We start from the raw sequence: 18,802 nt of genomic DNA on the forward strand, positions 1-18,802 counted from the left end.
TGGTTAGGGGCGGCGGGCCAGCAAGTGGGCGTCGAGGAAGCCTCGATCGGAGGCCGGGTCATGGAGCAGCCGGGCGAACGTGACGAGCCCGGCCCCGGCCAGCAACTCGGTGAACCGGTCTACCGGCCAGCTATAGGCGGGCGTCACCTTGTGGTCGAAGCGGACCGGCTCTGGTCCGTCCGTCGCAAAGAACGAGACCAGGAGCAGGCCCCCTGGTGCCAGAACACGTACCTGCTCGGCGAGCAGCGAGGGCAATTCCTCAGGCGGGGTATGGATCATCGAGTAGTGGGCCAGCACGCCGCCGAGCGCGCCGTCCCCGACCGGCAGAGCTTCCATCAGCGCCTCATCGAACCGCAGCGCCGGATGGGCCCGCCGGGCGTGGTCGACCATGCCCGGGGAGAGATCCAGCCCGAAGGCGTCCAGCCCCAGTTCGTGCAACATGGCCGTCAGGTGTCCAGGCCCGCACCCGACGTCGGCTGTCCGCGGGTTCCCCGTCCCGCGCACCAGCTCCGCGAAAGTGCCGATCATGTTCCGCGAGAACGGGTGCGCCTCCAACCGATTAGCGAACATGGACGCATAGAGTTCGACGACCTCGTCGTAGGCCGCCCTGGTCTGGTTCTGGTGTTCCGCCACGGGGAGAAGCTAACACCCCTGCCGTTCAAGGCGGTTCTCCGGGGCCATACCCCCCGGGGCTGATCCCATCACATGTAAGGGACGACGTCAGTAGTGCGGAGGAGGTACGTGCCGAGGCACTTGCGCGATGCCGGCGCAGTGCACTTGTTCCGCCGGTGTCGTATTCCGGCGCAGCGCGGGAGCCGTTCGAATGCGGTAGGTGGCCAGAAACATGGAAAAGGCGCGCCCTGTTCGTGGCTGGGCGGAGCCACATCAGAAAGAGGTGGCCTCGTTGCGCGCCAGGGAGGCAGGATCGGCCCTGTGATGCGCCATGCCCACGAGGATCCCGAACTGCTGGCTGTGGTTCGCCGCTATGTCACGCCCGAGCGGCGCCATCTGAAACTCGGCGGCGCCTCGCTACGCATGCAAAGCCCCGAGTACGACCGATTCGTCCGAGGATGCGGGAGTCATCACGGCGGAGGAGATCGCTACCCTCCTTGAGGGCGGGTGGCGCGAGCGGAGGACTGCGACGTGGCTCGTAGCTGTTTCTCAACGGACCGAGTTCCGTGAGCGCCTCGGGGAGCTCCTGCTGGCCAGCGAAGTCTGCTGTGTTGGTCTGGCTTACTGCGTGGCCTTGGCCAGTTTTGGAACGCCGCGTGACGCCGAACTGCTGGCCGCCTACCTTGATCATTACCTTCGCCGTCCCGACCTCGCGTACGACCAAGCCGTGGCTATGGGCGCTCTCCTGTACATCGATCTGAATCTCAGAGGCGATCAAGCGGCCCGCTTCCTGGTGCCGGGTGGCTTGTGGCAACAGTGGCTGGAGAGTGCATCCCACATGCAGCTCACCACTACCCCTGACACCTACCTGAGCGTCATTCGTCGACTCTGCGCCTTCGTCGACGAATGTGCCGAAGCGACATGACGGCTACGCCCCTGACCAGGTAGTCCTGCGGGTATTGGGGTGACGTCAACGAAACGTTGAGCATAAGGGCTCTCCCGTGAACGATCTACGGCGGGCGGACTGGCGCCCTGGTTTCTTCGTTGCCCGGCGAGGGCCAGGTTGTGCAGGCGGGGGCGATGCCGAGCAAGGCGTGGTGGACGCCGTCGCCCTTCAGGCTGCAGTCGCGGAAGATCTTCCAGGTCTTCATGCGGGCGAAAGCACGCTCGATGCCGACACGGACTTTGCGGTGGGAGGCGTTGTGTTCCTCTTTCCACTCGGGCAGTTCGGTTCGGCCGGGTGAGCGGCGGTGCGGGATGACCAGTTCGGTTCCTCGGTAGCCGCCGTCAGCGATGACGGTGGTGTGGGCCGATGGCGTCCTTGGCGCCGGACAGCTCCCACGCCGTGCAGTCGTTGCGGTTGCCGGGCGGCGACCGGCCGACAGCGACGAAGAGCCGGGTGTCGGCGTCGACGACGACCTGGTGGTTGGTGGAGTACCGATAGTTCTTCGATTGCTCGGCGATCCTGTGGTCGCGGGTGGGGGACCGGAGTGCCGTCCACCATCAGCACGGTGTCCTTGCGGAACCGCTTACGGGGCTGGATCGCGAGCGACGGACCAAGGTGGTCGATGACGCGGTCCGCATCCGACTTCGACAGCCCGAACAACGGCAGCAGCTGCCGCAGGGTGAGGTTCCTGCGTCAGTACGCGGTGACCAGTGGGACCCGGTCCTCCAGCCGCAGGCTCCAGGGCCGGCCCTTGCGGATCGGATCGGCACTCTCGAGCCGCAGCGCGGTCACGAGCCTTCCGAACTGCCGCGGGCTCAGCCCAGTGAACGGGGCGATCCGGGACGAATCCGACGCGTGATCACAGCAGGCACACCGAGATCCACTCGTCGCCCGGTGTGGCAGTTCTGGACAGTCTCACCGAGCCTCGATCGGCGCCCGCACAGGCCATGGCGACCTGGGTCAGTCGAAGAGGGCAACGAGTCCGTTCACCCAGATGGCGAGGAACGCAAGGATCGCCACCAGGCATCCGGCCCCTGCCAGGAAGTCGGCGAAGGCGCTCCCCCTGCTGGCTGCGTTCTCGCCAGACGGCACCGTGTCCCAGTCGACGGGGCGTCCCATGGCATCGGAGCAGGCTGCTCGTACTGCTGCGAGTTGCTCTCTGGCAAAGGCCGTTCGGGCAAGCGATTCCGGGCCCTGCCAGGCAAGTGCCCTCATGCGCTGCGGAGCTGTCTGGTATCTCGCCTCGAAGGCGGAGGTCTCGGCTGCGTCCCGGTCCTGTTCGAGGTACATCCAGCGGCCCGCTTCTGCAGGCTCTCCGTACAGGCGGTACACCTCCGCCAGGCGCCGGCGAAGCAGCAGGTCGTTCGGAAAGGAGGACACCAGCCCGCGCAGGCGCTGGCGCGCTACGGGGACCCGGCCGGCGGCCAGGTCTGCATCGACTCGGGCAAGGGTGTCTCTCAGAGGCATGAACGCATGATCGGGTACCGCAGTGACCACCGTCGACCTGGTTTTGTCGCTCAGCACTCGCCCGCCCCAACGACATCGGCCGAACTCCACTGAGACCGAGTTGCCATCGTGATCTTGCATCGTGATCCAGTCCTTGCGCTCGGCCTGAACCGTTGCTCCCAGCGCACACAGCCGCTTGACCTCTGCGGCTGAATCGGCCGTGCTCAGGTCGAGATGGACCCGGTTCTTGGCCCGCTTGCCTTCTGGCACCGCTTGAAGGAAGTTGCGAGGCAACCTGCCTTCCCGGCCAACAAGCAGGACAGTGGGGTCGTCCTCCGAAAAGGGTGCGGTGCGTACGACACCTGGACACGTCGCTCCTCCGGGGGCGTGCCCGTCGGTGAGGGGCCGCGCGATGGCGAGCCGAACGAGACCCGCTCCGCGAATGTGCGGGATTCCCTCAGCCCCCCTGCGCTCCAGAGGATCTGATGACATCGAGCCGTGTCCGGCGGTGCACGGCTCGCCACGAGCAACGAGGTTACTGACGCGCATCACTTCAGGGGGCTCGTCATCGGCGTGGCGCTCTCCCGCATGTCCTCCAGTGAGTGCCCCTTCGTCTCGTCGACGAAGCAGAACACGAGCAGCCGCGAGAGCAGGGCCACGGATGCGTAGACCGTAGCTTCCTGGTAGTGAGAGGTCGCGCAGGCTCGGGAACGAGAAGTTGAACAGGACGCCCGTGAGCCAGTCGGCGGCGGCGCACACCGACAGCGCGACGCCGCGTATGCGGTTGGGGAACATCTCGCCGTGGCCTCGCCCTCATCCTGAACGGCCTGACGCACCGTGTCGGGGTGTAGGGAGCCGATTGGTTCCGCGGGTCAGGCGCAAGATGGGTGCGGAGATCCACTGCCCGGCCGCTGCGGTCGTCGACATCAGCGGCAGACCATGTGAACCACCCCGGTGACCGGACGCGGCCCATGCCGTTTGTGCTCGGCCGACCGGCGGCGTCTCGTCGGGTGGCCGGTGCGACCGCGGTGAAGCGCGTCATTTCTCGGCCGGGATGGGGGCTCGGGGAAGGCGTAGCTCGAAGCATGCTCCGAGGGTCCGGGGGGCGAGGGTGAGGGTGCCTCGGTGGCGGTGCGCCAGGTCGCGGGCGATGGCGAGGCCCAGGCCGGTGCCACCGTGGTCGCGGGAGCGGGCGTCGTCGAGTCGGACGAAGCGTTCGAAGATGCGCTCGGCGTCCTCGGTGGGCACCCCCGGTCCGTCGTCGTGCACCGTGAGGACGACCCGGTGGTCCTGGTTCCGGACGGTGATCTGGATGCGGTGCGCGGCGTGGCGGACGGCGTTGTCAATGAGGTTGCGCAGCAGCCTTTCGAGTTCGTCGGGGTTTCCGCGTACGTAGGCGGGGGCGGTGCTGTCGCAGCTGAGGGTCAACGCCCGTTCGGTGAGGGGGTATTGCTCCGTCAGCCGGGAGGCGATGGCTGTCAGGTCGATGGCTTCGGGGTCGGCTGTGGGAGTGCGGGTGTCGAGGCGGGCGAGGAGCAGCAGGTCTTCGGCGAGGGCCTGGAGACGGCGGGTCTGTCGTGCGGCGGTGGTGGCCGTGGCGGGCCAGTCGGTGCGTTCCGGGTAGGCGAGCGCGACTTCCAGGCTGGCCAGCAGTGTGGTGAGGGGGCTGCGCAGTTCGTGGGCGGCGTCCGCGACGAAGCGGCGCTGCTGGGCGGCGGCGGTGTCGAGGCGTTGAAGGGTGGTGTTGATGGTGGTGGCCAGGGCGGTGATCTCGTGTCCCGTGGCGGGGACGGTGACGCGTTCGCGGGGGTCGCTCGCGGTGACCGAGGCGGTGAGGACGCGGATGGCCTCGACCGGCCGCAGCGCGATGCGGACGGCGAAGTAGGTGACGGCGGCGATCAGTACGAGGCTGATGATCCCGGCCAGGAGCAGCAGACGGTCGGTGATCTTGGTGGTCGCGTCGGCCGTGTACGGCAGCACCACCACATAAACCCGTAGCTTGGCGTCGGCGGCGACGCCCAGAGCGGCGACTTTGCGGCTGCTGAGTCCATCGGCCCGGATATCGGCGGTCATGACCCGCTGGCTCCCGCCGGCCACACTGAATTTGTCCCTGGGGTTGTAGTGGCGGTTCACAGGTATGCGGACGGTGGTGAGCGGTATCAGCGCGGCCATCCCGGTCGTCGGCGGGGTGGGCATCACATGGCGGGTGCCGGGATTGAAGTCCTCCATGCCTCCGCCGTAGGCGACAGCGGAGCGCCGGCCGGTCGCGACGACCTCGTACGGCACGGTGCTTCTCCGTACGGGAACCACACCCTCGTTCAGCTGATCGACGAGAGACCCGAGCTGCGTCTGGGCTTGTTCTTCGGCGATCTGCGTGCTCTGGCGGTGGACGTCGTGGTGTACCCACAAGCCGATGCCGGCCAGAATGACGGCGGCGGTCAAGGCGGCGGCCAGGGCGGCGCTGGCCCGTACCGAACGCGGCCACCAGCGGCGTCGCGGCTCAGTCGCGTTCACGGTCGTCCACCAGCCGGTAGCCGATACCCCGTACGGTCTGCAGGGACTGCCGGTGGAACGCGGTGTCCACCTTCTTGCGGAGGGCGCTGACGCGCGCCTCCACCAGGTTGGGATCCTCGGCTTCGTCGGGCCACGCGTGATAGAGCAGATCCGTTTTGGAGACCGCCTGGCCCGCCCGGCGGGCCAGCAGCTCCAGCACGGCGAACTCCCGGGGTGTGAGTTCCACCCGGACCCCGGCCCGGCGGCACACCCGGCCGGCGACGTCCAACGAGAGGTCGCCCACGGCAAGGACGGGCGGGACGGCCGCGGCGGCTCGTCTGACCAGGGCTCGCAGCCGTGCGACGAGCACCATGTAGGAGAAGGGTTTGGCCAGGTAGTCGTCGGCCCCCGTGTCCAGGGCCTCTGCCTGATCCCACTCCCCGTCCTTGGCGGTGAGTACCAGGATGGGAGTCGCGTTGCCCTCCCGGCGCAGCTGGGCGCAGACCTTGTAGCCATTGAGTCCGGGCAGCATCAAGTCCAGTACGACAAGGGCGTATTCGCCGGTGCGGGCCATCCACAGTCCCTGCCGGCCGTCATGGGCGAGGTCGACGCTGTAGCCCTCGGCGGTCAGGCCGGTGTGCAGGGTGTGGGCAAGGTCCAGCTCGTCTTCGACCACCAGGATGCGCATGTGGTGCAGCCTCGCACAGTGCCGGGCCGCCTTCCTGATCGGCCGGTCAGGTTGGGTCAGCATCCGATCAATGAGGTCCCAGCACGCTGGCGGAGTCTCTTCGCCACTGCTGAAAGGCCCTGTCGCCGATGTCCCTTGATGAACGTGCCCCCGCCGTGGCCAGCACGGTTTCCCCTCCCGTACCCGCCCGTCGACAATCACCGGGCCCGGCCAAAGCCGTTGTCGTCATCGCGCCCTTGTCGCTGACCATCGCTCTGGGGCTGTGGGGTATCCGCAGGCAGAACACTATGTGGGGGGACGAGTCCGTCACCTATCAGCTCGCGCACCGCGATCTTTCGCAGATATGGCACACCGCCCAGCATGTTGATCTGGTCCATGCCCTTTACTACGCCGTGATGCATGAGATCTTCGGTCTCTTCGGCGGAGGGCTGCTGACGTTGCGGCTGCCGTCTGTAGTGGCAATGTCCGTGGCGGCGAGCGGAGTCGGGCTTCTGGCGCTGCGCCTGGCGGGACCCCGTGCCGGGCTGCTGGCCGGGCTGGTGTTTCCGCTCCTTCCCCAGGTACAGAAGTACGCGCAGGAAGGCCGCTCGTATGCCATGGTCTGTGCCCTGGTCACCTGGGCCACCTATGCGCTCGTGGTCAGCGTCCCGCATCGCGCCCGATGGCGGTGGGCGGTCTATGGCTCCATCATGCTGCTGGCCTGTCTGCTCCATGAGTTCGCGGTCCTCGCCCTGGTTGCCCACGGCGTCACACTGGTCGTCTCCCGTGTTCCACGACCGGTGCTGAGGGCGTGGAGTGTGGCTGCCGCGGGCGTTGTGGCCGGGCTGTTGCCACTGGCGATCTGCAGTGCGGGGCAGTCGGAGCAGGTGTCCTGGATCGGCGGACCGGTGCGGCTTCGCTATTTCCTGGTCGTGGCGGTCGTGGGCGTGGCGTGTGCCCGAGCGCCCCTGGGAGTGAGGGGGCCCGTGCGGCTTTCCGCGCTGGCTGTGCCGATTCTTGTGCTTCCGGGACTTCTGCTGCTGATCACCTCACTGGTCAAGCCCCTTTTCGTCGACCGGTATGTGCTCTACAGCAACATCGGAATCGCCCTGCTGCTGGGCGCCTGGATGGACCATTTCCACCGGCGGCAGCAGTCTCCCCGCAACGCGTGGATTGCGGCGGTTGCCGTGCTGGCCGCGCTCGTCCCACCGAGCCTTTCGCTGAGGACGCCCCAGAGCCGGAGCAATGACGTCACCGCCATCGGCGCCACCGTACGCAAGGAAGGCCGTCCCGGCGACGGACTGCTCTATCTCTCCGGCCGGCAACGGATCTTGACCGCGGCCAACCCCGAGGACACCCGTTTCCTGACGGATCTGGCCCTGGCACAGGACCCCGTTTCGTCGAACACGCTTGCGGGTGTCGAACTTCCCGCCCAGGATATAGCGGCACGCATGCTGGAATTCGACCGGATCGTCGCGGTTCGCGCGGCGGGGGGTGCGCACTCGCTGACCAACCCGCAGGAGAAGGCGAAAACAAGCACCCTGCGGCGCCACTTCCGCGAGTACGGAACAACCCATGTCAACGGGGCGCGAGTCACCGTCTATATCCGAGACCACGCCCCGACTCCGAAGGCCGGCCCTCGATCCAGCAGCCGGGAGCGAGCGGTGGGGTGATGAGGTGACCGCAACTGGAGCCGGCCCGTCAAAAGCCAAGGGCAGGACGATATCTGCCAGTTCAAACGCAGGGTTACTTCCGCGCTCAGTCGATTCCGCGGATGATGTGAGATTCCGCAGGATCCTCTTCATAGCCTGCGAGGCAGATCGCCGGTGCAGTCGCTGGACTCCTGACGGACTTTACGTCAGCAAGGGGGCGCGCGTCGACCATGATCTCGGCAGCTGAATTACTGCCGTCAACGGCATCGTCGTGAATCTTGGGCATGCTCTTCTTCGATTGTCTTTCCGTCACACCTGCCTCCATGGCCCGGGCGACCGATAGCATTGTTTTCGGTAATTTCTTTCGGCGGGCAGGCGCTTGACCAACGCCGCTTCGACCTGCACCTGACACCGAGTACACCTGAATAACCGCCATGGGCATAGGAACCGTGCCGGCAGAACGTGTGAACGTGTTGAAAGCTTGTGAAGCAGATGCCCGCTCGGCAGCCTCGTTTGTGTTGGGGGTGGGGATGGAGCAAGCGGTTTTGGAATCTGTCAGGTACTCCGCGGTGCGTCAGGACTGCGGTGCAGAACTGGAGTGTTGGGGGACCCAGGCCCTCGTCGACGGCCGCGCCAGCAGAACGGCGGGGTCAGATGCTCTCCGAGCATGGACCCGCGAGGCCGCACGTGAGCGGTTCGTCGGCCAAGGGTGTCCCCATCCTGCGGTGGCCGGCGGGGCGGCTGAATGCCTCGCCGGTGGCACCACTTGGGACGTGGACGCCATGTGGTCGCCGCCCTGCGGGCCGGGGCGAGCGGTTACCTGCTGAAGGACACCCGTCCAATTCGGCCTCATCTTCAGCCCGGCGCTCGCCGACATCCATGAGGTGGGACGGCTGGCCGAAGTCATCCAGCTTCGCGGGCGTCCTGAGCGGCACGGTGCCGCTCAGGACGCCCCTTTCGATGGCGGCCGACTGCTGCGCCGCGAGCCGGTCGCAGTGGTGGCGGCGATCCTGGTCCATCCTCATCGGACGGCTGATCGCCGAGAAGACCGGCATCCCGGCCGGTGACGTGAACGTGGCGCCCTCCAGCAACCGCGCTGCCGGCGTCACGCTGACCGACAAAAGGTGCTGCTGGAGTTCGGAGGCAAGTCGGCCAACGTCGTGCTGGACGACGCCGACCCGGAGCAGGTGGTGGGCACTTCCGTCCGGATGCCCTGCGCCGTGACCGGCGAGCCATGCGGGGTCTTCAGTCGCGATGGCCAACGGCGCACCCTGGTCGGCAACGCCCCCTCACCTGGCGACTGGATCGTCGCCGTCTCGAGACCTGGGCCTACTTCCCCCTGGAGGGGCTTCCCGCCGGCGGGCACGCCTTGCGGACTGGACCTGCCTGCTCAGTAGGGGCCTTCGCTGTCGGGGCCCCAGAGATTGAGGACTCCGTCGAGTTCGGTGAGGTCGGCCAGGAGGCGGTGCACGCTGCCGGTGCCCTCGATGGACAGGTGCACCTCGGTGCTGCCGGCGCCGAGCCTGGTCTCATCGGCGCCTTCCTGCCAGGGCGCACGGTCGACCCGGACGTTGAGCACGCGGAATCCTTCTGCCGTGCAGCGTTCCAGGATGCGCGCGAGGACCCCGCGTCCGGGCAGGTAGGACAGTTGCAGATCGGTCTGCTCGGGGGTGGAGACGGCCGGGACGCGGCGGGTGAGCACGGGGTAGCCCCGCACGATGAGGAAGTGCGCCCCGGTGACGCAGAAGGCGAGCAGCCACAGTCCGCCGCCGCAGGCCATTCCGACTGCCGCGGTCAGCCAGATGGTCGCGGCTGTGGTCAGCCCGCGCACGATGTCCCGCCGTACGAAGATCAGGCCGCCGCCGATGAAGCCGATGCCCGTGACGATCTGCGCCGCCACCCGGGAGGGATCGAGGACGACGTGGGGGAGACCGAGCACGTTGGTGAAGCCGTGCTGGGAGACCTCCATGAACAGCGCCGCTCCGACGCCCACCAGCGCATGGGTGCGCAGGCCGGCGCTCTTTTGCTGAACCGCCCGCTCCAGGCCGATCAAGGTCGACAGCAGCAGGGCCAGGCCGAGTTCGGCGATCTGCCGCAGGCCCTGGCCGCTGTTCGGGTTCCACAGCAGCGATGCGCTTGATTGCATGATCCGCTCCCGTCGCCGGTCCGCTTGAAAGGCTCAGGTACCCGGCTCAGCGAAGACACCACACTCGTGCTGGTACGGCGTGGCCTTCGCTCGGAAGGGAGCCAGAGCCTCGCCTTCTGCAACGATCACGTCATCAGCCGGCAACGGCACAGGCCGCAGGCCCCGAACTCCGTTGACGAGCCGGTTTCCGCAGCGCAAGACCTCTCGCGCATGCTGAACCACAAGGGCCTCGGGCTCGGAGACCGGCTGCGGACCGGTATCAAGGTGGGGACTTGGCTGCGCGGCGGGTCCTACGGCCTTCGGTATAGCGGGTAACGGGTCCGGCTCCGGCAAGGCTACGACGCCCGGCCAAGTTCTTCCTCTCTGGATGCGCTCTTCGACGAGCTGCCAGACCTCGACGCGGTGGTGTGCTGTGCCGCCAGCGGCCCGCTGGTCGACTTGGTGTCAGCGGCAGATGACGAGATCGCTGCCGGAGTGCGGGGCAAGCTCCTGGGGCAGGTTGCCCTGGCCCGGCGTGCCGTGCGTCATCTGCGGGACGGCGGCTCCGTCACCCTGACCGGGGGCACCTTCTCCGCGCCGCTGACCGGTGGGTCGCTGGGGGCCCTCATCAACACTGGCCTGGAGGGTTTCGTCCGCAACGCGGCTGGTGAGTTGCCGCGGAATCTGCGGATCAATCTCATCAGCCCGTAACCGGTGACGGGGAGGTGCACGGGCTACGCCGCCGTGCCGTGGCCCGTGCACCGGGGCAGACCCGGCGGGCGCTGCGCCAGGAACTCGACCGCACCGGGTTCGGCACCTTCCAGCAGCGCACCGGGATCACCGAACCCCAACGCGACACGGTGTGCGACGATGCCGCTGCGGGCCGACGCCGGACGTCGCCCGGCGCACGCCTGGGTGGGTACGACGGCCACGGCGAGGTGTCGTGGCCGTCGTCGCCCGCCCGGCCGACCCGGCGGCATCCGGCGTCGGCACGGGACTCAGACAGGGAGCACCGAAAGCGAGACCACACGTGCGTCGTTGCGGGCCCGGCCCCTGATCCGCAGGGCCACGTAGCGGGCGGTGCCCTTCGTGGTGAGTGTCGCGACACGACCCCTGGTCCGGAAGGTTCCGACCGGCTCGTACGACAGGCCGTCGGTGCTGAACTCGGCCTCCGCCGACGGCACACGCCCCCCTGTCCAGCTGATCCGGATCTCGCCGATCGCCGTCGGTGCTCCGAGGTCGACCACCATGCGGCCGTCGGCCCCAGGACTCCAGGAGGTGTGCGGGTCACCGTCGACCGCCGCCGCCGGGTCGGACATGCCGGCCGGGAGCGGAGCCGTCGGGAAGGTGACGCGACCGAGTGCCAGGTCAGTGAGTGGATAGGCGGGGCTACCGGGCACGGTGACGTCCTCGGTACGCCCGCGGCGCACGCTGACGTGCGTCGCACGCCCGCCGGGCCCGCTCAGCGGGATGACCACCAGTCGGCAGGAGGGCCCTGTCAGCCGGAGCGTGGCCGCGTCCACGACCTCGGCGCGCAATCCGGCCGGAACGCGCCCGCCGCCATCGGGTCGCAGGACGAACCGGGCGGGTGCCACCTCCGCCCGGGCGGCGGGGAGTTCGGCGCGATAGTCGGTGCCGTCGGCCGTCAGCGTCTGCATGCCCGCATACAACCGTACCGAACGGGTGTCCTGTGGTACGGACACCGTGGTGGTCACGGCAGCGGCCGACAGATTGAACAGGCTGAGGTGACCTCCCGCGGTGCTCGCGCGTACCCCGGGATGCTCCGACCTGGGCGCCTCGCGCCCCGCGGCAGTCTTCACCTCGGACGGGGCGCCGTCGGCGTAACCCTCGACGAGAACGGCCTCGGCCGGACCGTCGGAGAGGATCAGCGTGTCACCGTAGACGGCAAGCGGGTTCTTCCCACCGCGTACGACGAGGCCCGCCCGCCCGTCCACCGAGACCCAGCCGCCGGTGGTGGTGAGGTGGGCGTGCGGATAGCGCTCAAGGTCGGTCCAGGTCTTTCCGTCCACCGAGCCCTGGAGCACGTACGCCCGGCCGGCGGCGGCCTCCCAGCGCAGGGTGACACGGTCGAACTCCCGCTCCTGGCCGAAATCGACGGTGATCCAGCTGTCCGCCCGCGGACGGTCGGCGACGGAGACGGCCCAGCGCGTCGCCAGGTTGCCGTCGATGGCCAGGGCCGCGCCCTTGCCGGCGTCGGAGGACGAAGCCGTCGCGGTCGCACCGCGCGCGAGGTCCTCCCCCTCGGCGCCGTCGCGCACCTCGATCGCGTACAGGGAGTATCCGTACTTCGGGTCCGGGGTGATCCCGCGCATCCGCAACTGCCTGTAGGAAGCTCTGGTGAAGCTGATGTCGTCCGTGCGCCCGCCGCCGGGCGCCGGGGCGCCGCCGTCCTTGGCGGCGACGGTGGTCGCCCCCTCGGCGACGGTGTACGTACGGCCGCCGTCGAGGCCCTTGATTCCCGGCATGGTGAGGTTGTGCACTTCGAGGTGGCCCTCGCCGGCGGAGGTGCCGCTCGTCGCGTAGACGACGTCCCCGGAGGGAAGAGTGGTGAACCCCGCGAAGCCCGTGGGCAGGGTGAAGAGCGTTGCACTGCCGTCGAAGCCGTCACGGAGTTCGCTGTATGTGACGACGGAACGGGCGGAAGGTATGGCGTTGGTCGCGGGAAGGAACATGGGTGTGTTCCCACTGAGGTTGAACAGCCAGTCGTCGTGGGCGGGCTGCCAGGCGAACTTGACGTAGCCGGGCTTGCTGACGGCCGCGGCCCAGGCTGCCGGCGACTGGTGCGCGACCAGGCCGGGCCCGGGGCCGAAGTCCCGTACACCCCTGGCCCGTTCGAACAACTCCCGCTCCGTGAGCGGGCGTACCGCCTTGCCCTGTGCGGCCCGCCACTCGTGCAGCAGATAGCTGATGGCGATCTCGGCGCGGGCCTCCGGCTCGTACTTGGGCTCCCCGGAGAACTTGGTCAGACGGTTGGCCGGCGCGTACGCCTGGTAGGCCTCCAGGCGCTCGGCCAGCGCGGCCTCGGCACGGGCAGCGGCCCGGTCTCCCAGCACCTGGGCGAGGAACGCGAGGGGGATGACGTCACGTCCGTAAAGGTGCTCACGGTCGTTGACCATCGGCATCAGCGGCTCACCTGAGTCGCTCATCACCATGAGGAGGGTGTCCCACAGGAGCCCGGCGTTCGGCTGCGAGGTCAGGACCTCGGGTAGCGGCCTGCCGGCGGTGATGAAGTGCGCCGCGTTGCGCCCGGATGTTCGCCACAGTTCGGACTGGTAGTGCGGGCCGAACGAGCCGTGGTTCTCGACGATGAAGGTGTCGTAGAGGTTCTGAGCGGTGTTGTCGCTGATGGGAACACCGTCGACCAGCGCCGGATTGGCGCGGTCCGCGGCAGGCAGTCCGGTCTCGTTGCGGCTCCAGCGGCCGAAGGCGTCCCTCCACTGCGGATACTTCACGTTGTCGGGCGCCCAGGCGAGTCCGGGGGCCAGCGCCTGCGCGTAGACACCCATCTCCTCCAGCTTTGTGTCGCCCACGAAGCCGCCGTTGAGGCCGCGCGGTGTCCAGTCTCCCGAGGCGGGGTCGTCACCCGTGCCGAGACCGGCGGTGAACTCGGCCTGCGCCCGCGCGATCGTGTCCACGTTCTCGCGCGTCGCGCTGTCCAGCCGATCCCACAGAAGGCGCGCGGCAAGGACGAAGTAGAGCTGGAAGGTGGTGTCGAAGAAGAGGGTGCGGCCCCATTCGGTGCCTCCGGTGAGGCGGTTCGAGGAGGCGAAGTGCTTGATGGTCGCGAGGGTACGGGCGAGCAGGGTCTTCTCGTCGACGCCGGCCTGTTCGGCGTCGTACGTACCGCGGGTGAGCAGCAGAGCGTTCCCGAGGACGACGGCGAAGCCGAAACTCTTGGCGGTGTAGTGTCCGTTGGAGGCGTCCCACTGGGTCTCGGACCAGTTGGTGTGGGTGAGCAGGGCCCGGTAGTAGGCGTCGGCGATGTGATCGGGAGCGGCCGGGCGAGGAACACCCGGCCCCTCGTCGGCCGCGGCCGACGAAGCGCCGAGCGACGTCGACGCCGCCAACGCCACGGTCAGACCGGACAGTTGGGCGAACCGGCGTCTGCTCAGCGCGGGCAGGTGGTGGTTCACGGGGATGCGCCTCCTGGGATCGAGCCTTAGACAACGTTGTCAAAGTCCGGTTCATTCTTTGTGCGCAAAGTCCGAACCGTCAATCCCCGGGAGCCTCCGCACACGCTCGGCTCCAACTCGTGGATGCGATCCACGAACGGACAGGCCGCTACGGTGCCGAGCTGCGAGCCCAGCCGAGCAGGCCACCCTTCGTCAAGGTTTACTCCTGTTTGCCCTGGCGGACTTCCGCGATGGGCAGGGTGGTGGCGGGGGCGCCGAGCTCCCGTGGGGTGGGGCCGGCGGGTGTGGGGATGTCGGTGAGCCGGGCCAGGAGCGAGTCGATGGCGGTGCGGCCGTCGTCGGCCGCGGCGCGTTCGTCCTCGGTCAGCGGAACGGACGCGAGCACGCGCTGCAAGTTCTTCTTCGCTTCGAGAAGTTGCGCCATGCTTCGAGACCGTGGCCCGCGGCGACAACCTGGTCCTCGAAGACCAGCCCCGGCACCGGTCCGAGGAACATCGCCACCGCTGACCGAGCCACCCTGCCGTCACACGGCCGTGGCGTCCCTCCCGGATGCGAGGGGAGCCACGGCCGCCGACGCTGGAACCATGAGGGCCACCGCTACCTGGTCGGGCACCATCGCCTCCGGGATGACCACTTCTCTGAACTAGCCCGACTCCGAAGCTCCGTTGGCTCTGCCGACCGTCCTGCAGCAAGGGCCGACGTCGGCGAGGACGCTCGACGGACACGTGAGATTGAGCGGTGCGACTCTCGCGGCAACCGGCTCCAGAATGGCACTTGGCGCCGGAACCATGCCAGTCAGTGGCTCAGGGCGCGTAGCCGCACAGGTGGACCGCGCTCGTCTCGTCCGAGCCCTCCTCCATCTTGTCGGCGGGGAGTGCGCCGCTCAGAGGCGGCTCAGACGGGAAGTCCGGTGATGCTGAGGGCGAAGTCCACGTTCCCCACCCCATGGTTGGCGAGACCCACCGTGACCACGCCCGCTCCTTCCAGCCAGTGCGCCATTTTCAGGCCGCCGACGTCCAGCGGGCGCAGCCCAAGGCTCTCGATGAACGCCTCCACACTTGCCTTGGCCTGCGCATTGTCGCCAGCGATGAAGACGTCGGGCCGACCCTTCTCCAGGACATGACGGAAGACGGTGTTGAACGCCTTCACCACGCTGGCGCTGGCCGGGGCCGCCCTGGCGACTTCCTGCGCGATCGAGGTCTCCTCGCGGTGGGCCAGCCCGTCGAACGTGGAATTGAAGGGATTGCTGATGTCGACGATGACCTTGCCCGCGAGAGCGTCCCCGTACTGGGCGACGACCGGCACGACACCGTCGTACAACAGGGCCACGATGACGATGTCCCCGGCCGGGGCGGTGCCCCATTCTCCCGTCGTGGCGCCGCCCCCGAGAGCCTTGGCCAGGTCAGCGGCCTTGGACTGATCGCGGCCCATGACCTCGACGGTGTTGCCGCCCGATACCGCCCGCGCGCCGATGGTGCGGGCCATGTTCCCGGTGCCGATGATGCTGATGCTGCTCATGAGATGTCCTGCCCTGGTGGTGTGTTGTCCGGTTCAGATGGCGGTGGTGCCGCCGTCGGCGACGAGTTCCATGCCGTTGACGTAGCTGGAGTCGTCGGAGGCGAGGAAGAGGGCGGCGGTGGCGATTTCGTCGGGGCGGCCCATCTGGCCGCGGGGGATGAGGGACTCGAACTGGCGCTTGGTGGCCTCGTCGAAGAGCTCTTCCTGCTTGGCGGTGGCGACCTGGCCGGGAGTCAGGACGTTGACGCGGATGCGGCGGTCCTTGAGCTCGTTGAGCCAGACGCGGGCCCAGGCCTGCTGGACGGCCTTGCTGCCGGCGTAGACGCTCCAGCCGGGGAAGGCGCCGAGGGAGGCGTTGGAGCCGGTCATGAGGATGGAGCCGCCGTCGTTGAAGAGCGGGAGTGCCTTCTGGACGGTGAACAGGGTGCCGCGGGCGTTGAGCCAGAACGCGGCGTGGAAGTGGGCTTCGGTGATCTCGCCGAGCGGGGCGGGCTCGCCCACGCCGGCGCTGGCCCACAGCACGTCGAGGCTGCCCTTCTCCCGCTTGACGGTGTCGTACAGGCGGTCCAGGTCGTCCAGGTCGGCGGCGTCGCCCTGGACGCCGGTGACGTTGCGGCCGATCTGCTTCACGGCCTCGTCCAGGGCGTCCTGGCGGCGGCCGGTGATGAAGACGTGCGCTCCCTCGTCGACGAACAGCTTTGCGCCGGCCAGCGCCATGCCGGTGGTGCCGCCGGTGATGACCGCTACCTTGCCGTCGAGCTTTCCCATGGTCGCTCCCTTGGGTCGATGGTGCCGTGCGCACCTGGGGTGACGGTGTTATGTACACCGCCCTGTGTGCTTACGGTACGGGGCAGGTCGCCGGGGCGCAAACTATGTACACCGGACGTTACCCAGCGGGGTACCATGGACCCATGACGGAGTTGGAGAAGGGCCCCAAGGGTCGCCGCCGCGGCCGAGGCGCCCGCGAACGCATCCTCAGTGCGTCCCAGCAGCTGTTCCGCGAGCAGGGAATCAACCGCACCGGCATGGACCAGCTCTGCGCGGCGGCCCAGGTGTCCAAGCGCACGGCCTACCAGCACTTCACCAGCAAGGACGAGCTCGTCGCCGAGTACCTGCGCCGGTTCGATCCCTCCGTTCTGTCCGGCGTGTTCGACCGCACCGACCTCACGCCCCGCGAACGGCTCCTCGCCGCCTTCGACATCCCGCCCACCACCCCCCTGTGCCCCTACATCGGCGCCGCCGTCGAACTCCACGACCCCCAGCACCCCGCATCCCAGTACGCACGCGACTACAAGAAAGCCGTCGCCGCGCGGCTCGCCGACACCGCCCGCGAAGCCGGCGCCGCCGATCCTGAACAGCTCGGCGAGCAGCTTGCGCTGCTCATCGACGGCGCCGCGGCCCGTACCCGGGTCCTCGACGCCGACGCCTTCCCCACCGCCGCCGCCATCGCCGCCGTCCTCATCGACAACGCCATCCCCGCCGCGGCCGGCGATGACCGGCGACCGGAGGAGGTGTCAGGTTGACTTGGCATTCCGCGGCCGGGCTGGACGCGCTGCCGGTCGCGCGGCCGCACCCGCTGGTACGCGACACCAGCCGCCCGGCACCTGGCCCGGACCTCCTGGCTTTTAAGGAACTGGCCGCCTGCTGAAGCCAGCGGCAGAAGCCGCCGGGGAGAGCGGCGACCCCTGAAGGCTTGAGGAGTTTGAGGCGGTCATCCCGGCCCGGGGCGCTGACGCGCGGCCGGTTCGGACAGACGGCTGATCGCATGAGTCCGTAGGCGGTGGCGCATGACGAACTTGTACGCAGCTGGGAGGTTCTGTGAGCGGTTCGTCTGGGCCAGGCCGGCCCGGAACGAAGGCCAACAGGCGGGCAGCCGGCACAGCCGGCTGAAACCCGCCGTCGGGTTCTGGATCCCACGGACCGACTCCCGACACTACGAAGGGCGGACCGCCGGCGATCAGCGGACTTGAGCCGCGTCCGCAGCACATACTTCCAGTCGGTCTCAGATGCTTCGGGCCCCCTCCGACAACTGCTGCGCGAAGAGCGGAACCGGCTCAGAGGCCAGCCGCAACAGCGCCGCTCCATCAGGCCGTTTCACTCTCCAGCATGATGAACGGGGGTCGGTCGGACTGCTCAGGCGTGCCTTGAGACGGCATCGCCTCCGAGCTGCCACATCTCGTAGTTCCCGCATTCTGCGGTGATCTCGGCCGTCGACTGGGCCGCGGTGACGAAGTCGTCTACTACCGGTGAGGTGTGCGATGCCGCCACCGCGAGGCACACCTGGTCGGGTGCCAGATCGGGGATGGGCACATAGACGACGTCCGGATGCGAGTAGAACACGGATGCCGAACGGGCCAGGAAGGAGATGCCCCGTCCGGCCGCGACATGCGCGAGCGTCTCGTCCACCCCGCGCACCGGGTACCCGGCGTTGGGGAGCGGGCGTTTGGTGGGCTGCGTGCTTGGATCACCGTGCCAGACCAGCGGTTCGCCGGCCAGATCGGCCTCGGTGACCTCCTCCTTGTGGGCGAGTCGGTGTCCGGCGGGCAGTACCGCTACCCGCGGTTCGGTGTACAGCGGGGTGACGCGCAGGCCGGTCTCGTCGATGGGCAGCCGTACGTAGCCGACGTCGATGCGGCCGTCGAGCAGCATCGCAGCCTGGTCGTCCGCTTCGATCCGCTGTACGTCCACGACCACGTCCGGGTGCCGGTCCTCGAACGCGCGGGCCGCCGGGGTGACTGCAACGCCGGCCCGGAAGCCGACCATCAGCCGCCGCTTGCCACTGGCGACAGCGGACACCCGGCGGCGGACCGCGTGGGTTGAGGCGAGCAGCGGACCGGCGTCGGCCAGCAGTTGCCGGCCCGCATCTGTCAGCTCTACGCCGTGGCGATCCCTGGTGAACAGCGAGGCGCCGAGATCCTGCTCAAGCGCGCGGATCTGCCGGCTGAGTACCGGCTGTGCGATGTGAAGCTCATCGGCGGCGCGGCCGAAATGCAGCCGGTCGGCCACGGTGACGAAGTAACGCAGTTTGCGCAGATCCAGATCCATAAAACCCCCAGCCCGGTGATACCTCCAGGGTATCACCACGGCTCCAATAGGTCTTGGACACCGCTCAGACCCGCTGGCAGCATGAAAAACAGGCGCTCAAGGGCGTCGAAATGAATTCGGCACAAGAATTCGACACTGGAAATT

At 68.3% G+C, this 18,802-nt stretch carries 16 protein-coding genes and 4 pseudogenes; 7 read left to right on the forward strand and 13 right to left on the reverse strand.

All coding sequences use genetic code 11. The annotated features are described in order from the left end of the window. Positions 1–3 precede the first annotated feature (3 nt). Positions 4–633 carry a class I SAM-dependent methyltransferase gene (locus ACIRFL_RS32005; protein ID WP_404035270.1) on the reverse strand — a complete coding sequence of 210 codons (630 nt, stop codon included), beginning with the start codon at positions 631–633 and terminating at the stop codon, positions 4–6. A 303-nt stretch (positions 634–936) separates the two neighbouring features. On the opposite strand from ACIRFL_RS32005, the pseudogene ACIRFL_RS32010 reads away from it, so the two are divergent. Beyond that, a pseudogene (locus tag ACIRFL_RS32010) lies at positions 937–1,537 on the forward strand (DUF6000 family protein). Between the two features lie 122 nt (positions 1,538–1,659). Here ACIRFL_RS32010 and ACIRFL_RS32015 read toward each other — a convergent pair. From ACIRFL_RS32015 to ACIRFL_RS32035, 5 genes and pseudogenes are all read right to left on the reverse strand, one after another. Beyond that, a pseudogene (locus tag ACIRFL_RS32015) lies at positions 1,660–2,461 on the reverse strand (transposase); the annotation flags it as partial. A gap of 57 nt (positions 2,462–2,518) precedes the next feature. Then, the gene (locus tag ACIRFL_RS32020) at positions 2,519–3,025 is read right to left on the reverse strand and encodes a DUF6584 family protein (protein WP_404035332.1); all 507 of its coding nucleotides are present in this window, start codon (positions 3,023–3,025) and stop codon (positions 2,519–2,521) included. A 102-nt stretch (positions 3,026–3,127) separates the two neighbouring features. Beyond that, positions 3,128–3,553, reverse strand: a pseudogene (locus tag ACIRFL_RS32025) (VOC family protein); the annotation flags it as partial. A 489-nt stretch (positions 3,554–4,042) separates the two neighbouring features. Continuing rightward, the gene (locus tag ACIRFL_RS32030; protein WP_404035273.1) at positions 4,043–5,518 is read right to left on the reverse strand and encodes a sensor histidine kinase; all 1,476 of its coding nucleotides are present in this window, start codon (positions 5,516–5,518) and stop codon (positions 4,043–4,045) included. Then, positions 5,505–6,185: a response regulator transcription factor gene (locus tag ACIRFL_RS32035; protein WP_404035276.1), complete on the reverse strand. Its 681-nt coding sequence runs from the start codon at positions 6,183–6,185 to the stop codon at positions 5,505–5,507. The genes ACIRFL_RS32030 and ACIRFL_RS32035 overlap by 14 nt, the downstream gene beginning before the upstream one ends. A 128-nt stretch (positions 6,186–6,313) precedes the next feature. Here ACIRFL_RS32035 and ACIRFL_RS32040 point away from each other — a divergent pair, with 128 nt between their 5' ends. Then, positions 6,314–7,837, forward strand: coding sequence for a hypothetical protein (locus ACIRFL_RS32040; RefSeq protein WP_404035279.1), 1,524 nt, complete (start codon positions 6,314–6,316; stop codon positions 7,835–7,837). An 85-nt stretch (positions 7,838–7,922) separates the two neighbouring features. On the opposite strand, the gene ACIRFL_RS32045 is transcribed toward ACIRFL_RS32040, so the two are convergent. Then, positions 7,923–8,252: a hypothetical protein gene (locus ACIRFL_RS32045; RefSeq protein ID WP_404035282.1), complete on the reverse strand. Its 330-nt coding sequence runs from the start codon at positions 8,250–8,252 to the stop codon at positions 7,923–7,925. 325 nt (positions 8,253–8,577) lie between these two features. Between ACIRFL_RS32045 and ACIRFL_RS32050 the strand changes: the two are divergent. Both ACIRFL_RS32050 and ACIRFL_RS32055 read left to right on the forward strand, forming a co-directional pair. Beyond that, a pseudogene (locus ACIRFL_RS32050) lies at positions 8,578–8,657 on the forward strand (DNA-binding response regulator); the annotation flags it as partial. 319 nt (positions 8,658–8,976) lie between these two features. Then, the gene (locus tag ACIRFL_RS32055; RefSeq protein WP_404035334.1) at positions 8,977–9,213 is read left to right on the forward strand and encodes a hypothetical protein; all 237 of its coding nucleotides are present in this window, start codon (positions 8,977–8,979) and stop codon (positions 9,211–9,213) included. On the opposite strand, the gene ACIRFL_RS32060 is transcribed toward ACIRFL_RS32055, so the two are convergent. Then, positions 9,207–9,962, reverse strand: coding sequence for an MgtC/SapB family protein (locus ACIRFL_RS32060; RefSeq protein ID WP_404035285.1), 756 nt, complete (start codon positions 9,960–9,962; stop codon positions 9,207–9,209). The two genes, ACIRFL_RS32055 and ACIRFL_RS32060, sit on opposite strands and share 7 nt — an antisense overlap. A gap of 363 nt (positions 9,963–10,325) precedes the next feature. Here ACIRFL_RS32060 and ACIRFL_RS32065 point away from each other — a divergent pair, with 363 nt between their 5' ends. Then, the gene (locus tag ACIRFL_RS32065) at positions 10,326–10,652 is read left to right on the forward strand and encodes an SDR family oxidoreductase (protein ID WP_404035337.1); all 327 of its coding nucleotides are present in this window, start codon (positions 10,326–10,328) and stop codon (positions 10,650–10,652) included. 287 nt (positions 10,653–10,939) lie between these two features. On the opposite strand, the gene ACIRFL_RS32070 is transcribed toward ACIRFL_RS32065, so the two are convergent. The 4 genes from ACIRFL_RS32070 to ACIRFL_RS32085 form a co-directional block, all read right to left on the reverse strand. Further along, positions 10,940–14,095, reverse strand: a complete 3,156-nt coding sequence (locus tag ACIRFL_RS32070) for a discoidin domain-containing protein (protein ID WP_404035288.1) — start codon at positions 14,093–14,095, stop codon at positions 10,940–10,942. 199 nt (positions 14,096–14,294) lie between these two features. Continuing rightward, a complete protein-coding gene (locus ACIRFL_RS32075; protein WP_404035291.1) occupies positions 14,295–14,519 on the reverse strand; it encodes a hypothetical protein in 225 nt (74 codons plus the stop codon). A gap of 470 nt (positions 14,520–14,989) precedes the next feature. Next, the gene (locus tag ACIRFL_RS32080; protein ID WP_404035294.1) at positions 14,990–15,613 is read right to left on the reverse strand and encodes an NADPH-dependent F420 reductase; all 624 of its coding nucleotides are present in this window, start codon (positions 15,611–15,613) and stop codon (positions 14,990–14,992) included. 33 nt (positions 15,614–15,646) lie between these two features. After that, positions 15,647–16,381 carry an SDR family NAD(P)-dependent oxidoreductase gene (locus ACIRFL_RS32085; RefSeq protein ID WP_189316376.1) on the reverse strand — a complete coding sequence of 245 codons (735 nt, stop codon included), beginning with the start codon at positions 16,379–16,381 and terminating at the stop codon, positions 15,647–15,649. 143 nt (positions 16,382–16,524) lie between these two features. On the opposite strand from ACIRFL_RS32085, the gene ACIRFL_RS32090 reads away from it, so the two are divergent. Both ACIRFL_RS32090 and ACIRFL_RS32095 read left to right on the forward strand, forming a co-directional pair. Continuing rightward, positions 16,525–17,136 (forward strand): TetR/AcrR family transcriptional regulator, encoded by a 612-nt coding sequence (locus ACIRFL_RS32090; RefSeq protein WP_404035297.1) that lies wholly within the window; start codon positions 16,525–16,527, stop codon positions 17,134–17,136. Further along, entirely contained in the window at positions 17,133–17,261 is a 129-nt protein-coding gene (locus ACIRFL_RS32095) for a hypothetical protein (RefSeq protein WP_404035300.1), read from the forward strand. Before ACIRFL_RS32090 ends, ACIRFL_RS32095 begins: the two co-directional genes overlap by 4 nt. Positions 17,262–17,746: 485 nt before the next feature. On the opposite strand, the gene ACIRFL_RS32100 is transcribed toward ACIRFL_RS32095, so the two are convergent. Beyond that, a complete protein-coding gene (locus ACIRFL_RS32100) occupies positions 17,747–18,658 on the reverse strand; it encodes a LysR family transcriptional regulator (RefSeq protein ID WP_404035303.1) in 912 nt (303 codons plus the stop codon). Positions 18,659–18,802 lie beyond the last annotated feature (144 nt).

Origin of the sequence: Streptomyces sp. NPDC102462, from assembly GCF_044765425.1 — a bacterium.
Classification (GTDB): domain Bacteria; phylum Actinomycetota; class Actinomycetes; order Streptomycetales; family Streptomycetaceae; genus Streptomyces.

Bases quoted from the DNA above. Each gene is read 5' to 3' on its own strand.
- ACIRFL_RS32020 (WP_404035332.1), bottom strand. From the start codon at position 3,025: ATGCCTCTGAGAGACACCCTTGCCCGAGTCGATGCAGACCTGGCCGCC.
- ACIRFL_RS32035 (WP_404035276.1), bottom strand. From the start codon at position 6,185: ATGCGCATCCTGGTGGTCGAAGACGAGCTGGACCTTGCCCACACCCTG.
- ACIRFL_RS32040 (WP_404035279.1), top strand. From the start codon at position 6,314: ATGTCCCTTGATGAACGTGCCCCCGCCGTGGCCAGCACGGTTTCCCCT.
- ACIRFL_RS32045 (WP_404035282.1), bottom strand. From the start codon at position 8,252: ATGGCGGTTATTCAGGTGTACTCGGTGTCAGGTGCAGGTCGAAGCGGC.
- ACIRFL_RS32060 (WP_404035285.1), bottom strand. From the start codon at position 9,962: ATGCAATCAAGCGCATCGCTGCTGTGGAACCCGAACAGCGGCCAGGGC.
- ACIRFL_RS32075 (WP_404035291.1), bottom strand. From the start codon at position 14,519: ATGGCGCAACTTCTCGAAGCGAAGAAGAACTTGCAGCGCGTGCTCGCG.
- ACIRFL_RS32080 (WP_404035294.1), bottom strand. From the start codon at position 15,613: ATGAGCAGCATCAGCATCATCGGCACCGGGAACATGGCCCGCACCATC.
- ACIRFL_RS32085 (WP_189316376.1), bottom strand. From the start codon at position 16,381: ATGGGAAAGCTCGACGGCAAGGTAGCGGTCATCACCGGCGGCACCACC.
- ACIRFL_RS32090 (WP_404035297.1), top strand. From the start codon at position 16,525: ATGACGGAGTTGGAGAAGGGCCCCAAGGGTCGCCGCCGCGGCCGAGGC.
- ACIRFL_RS32100 (WP_404035303.1), bottom strand. From the start codon at position 18,658: ATGGATCTGGATCTGCGCAAACTGCGTTACTTCGTCACCGTGGCCGAC.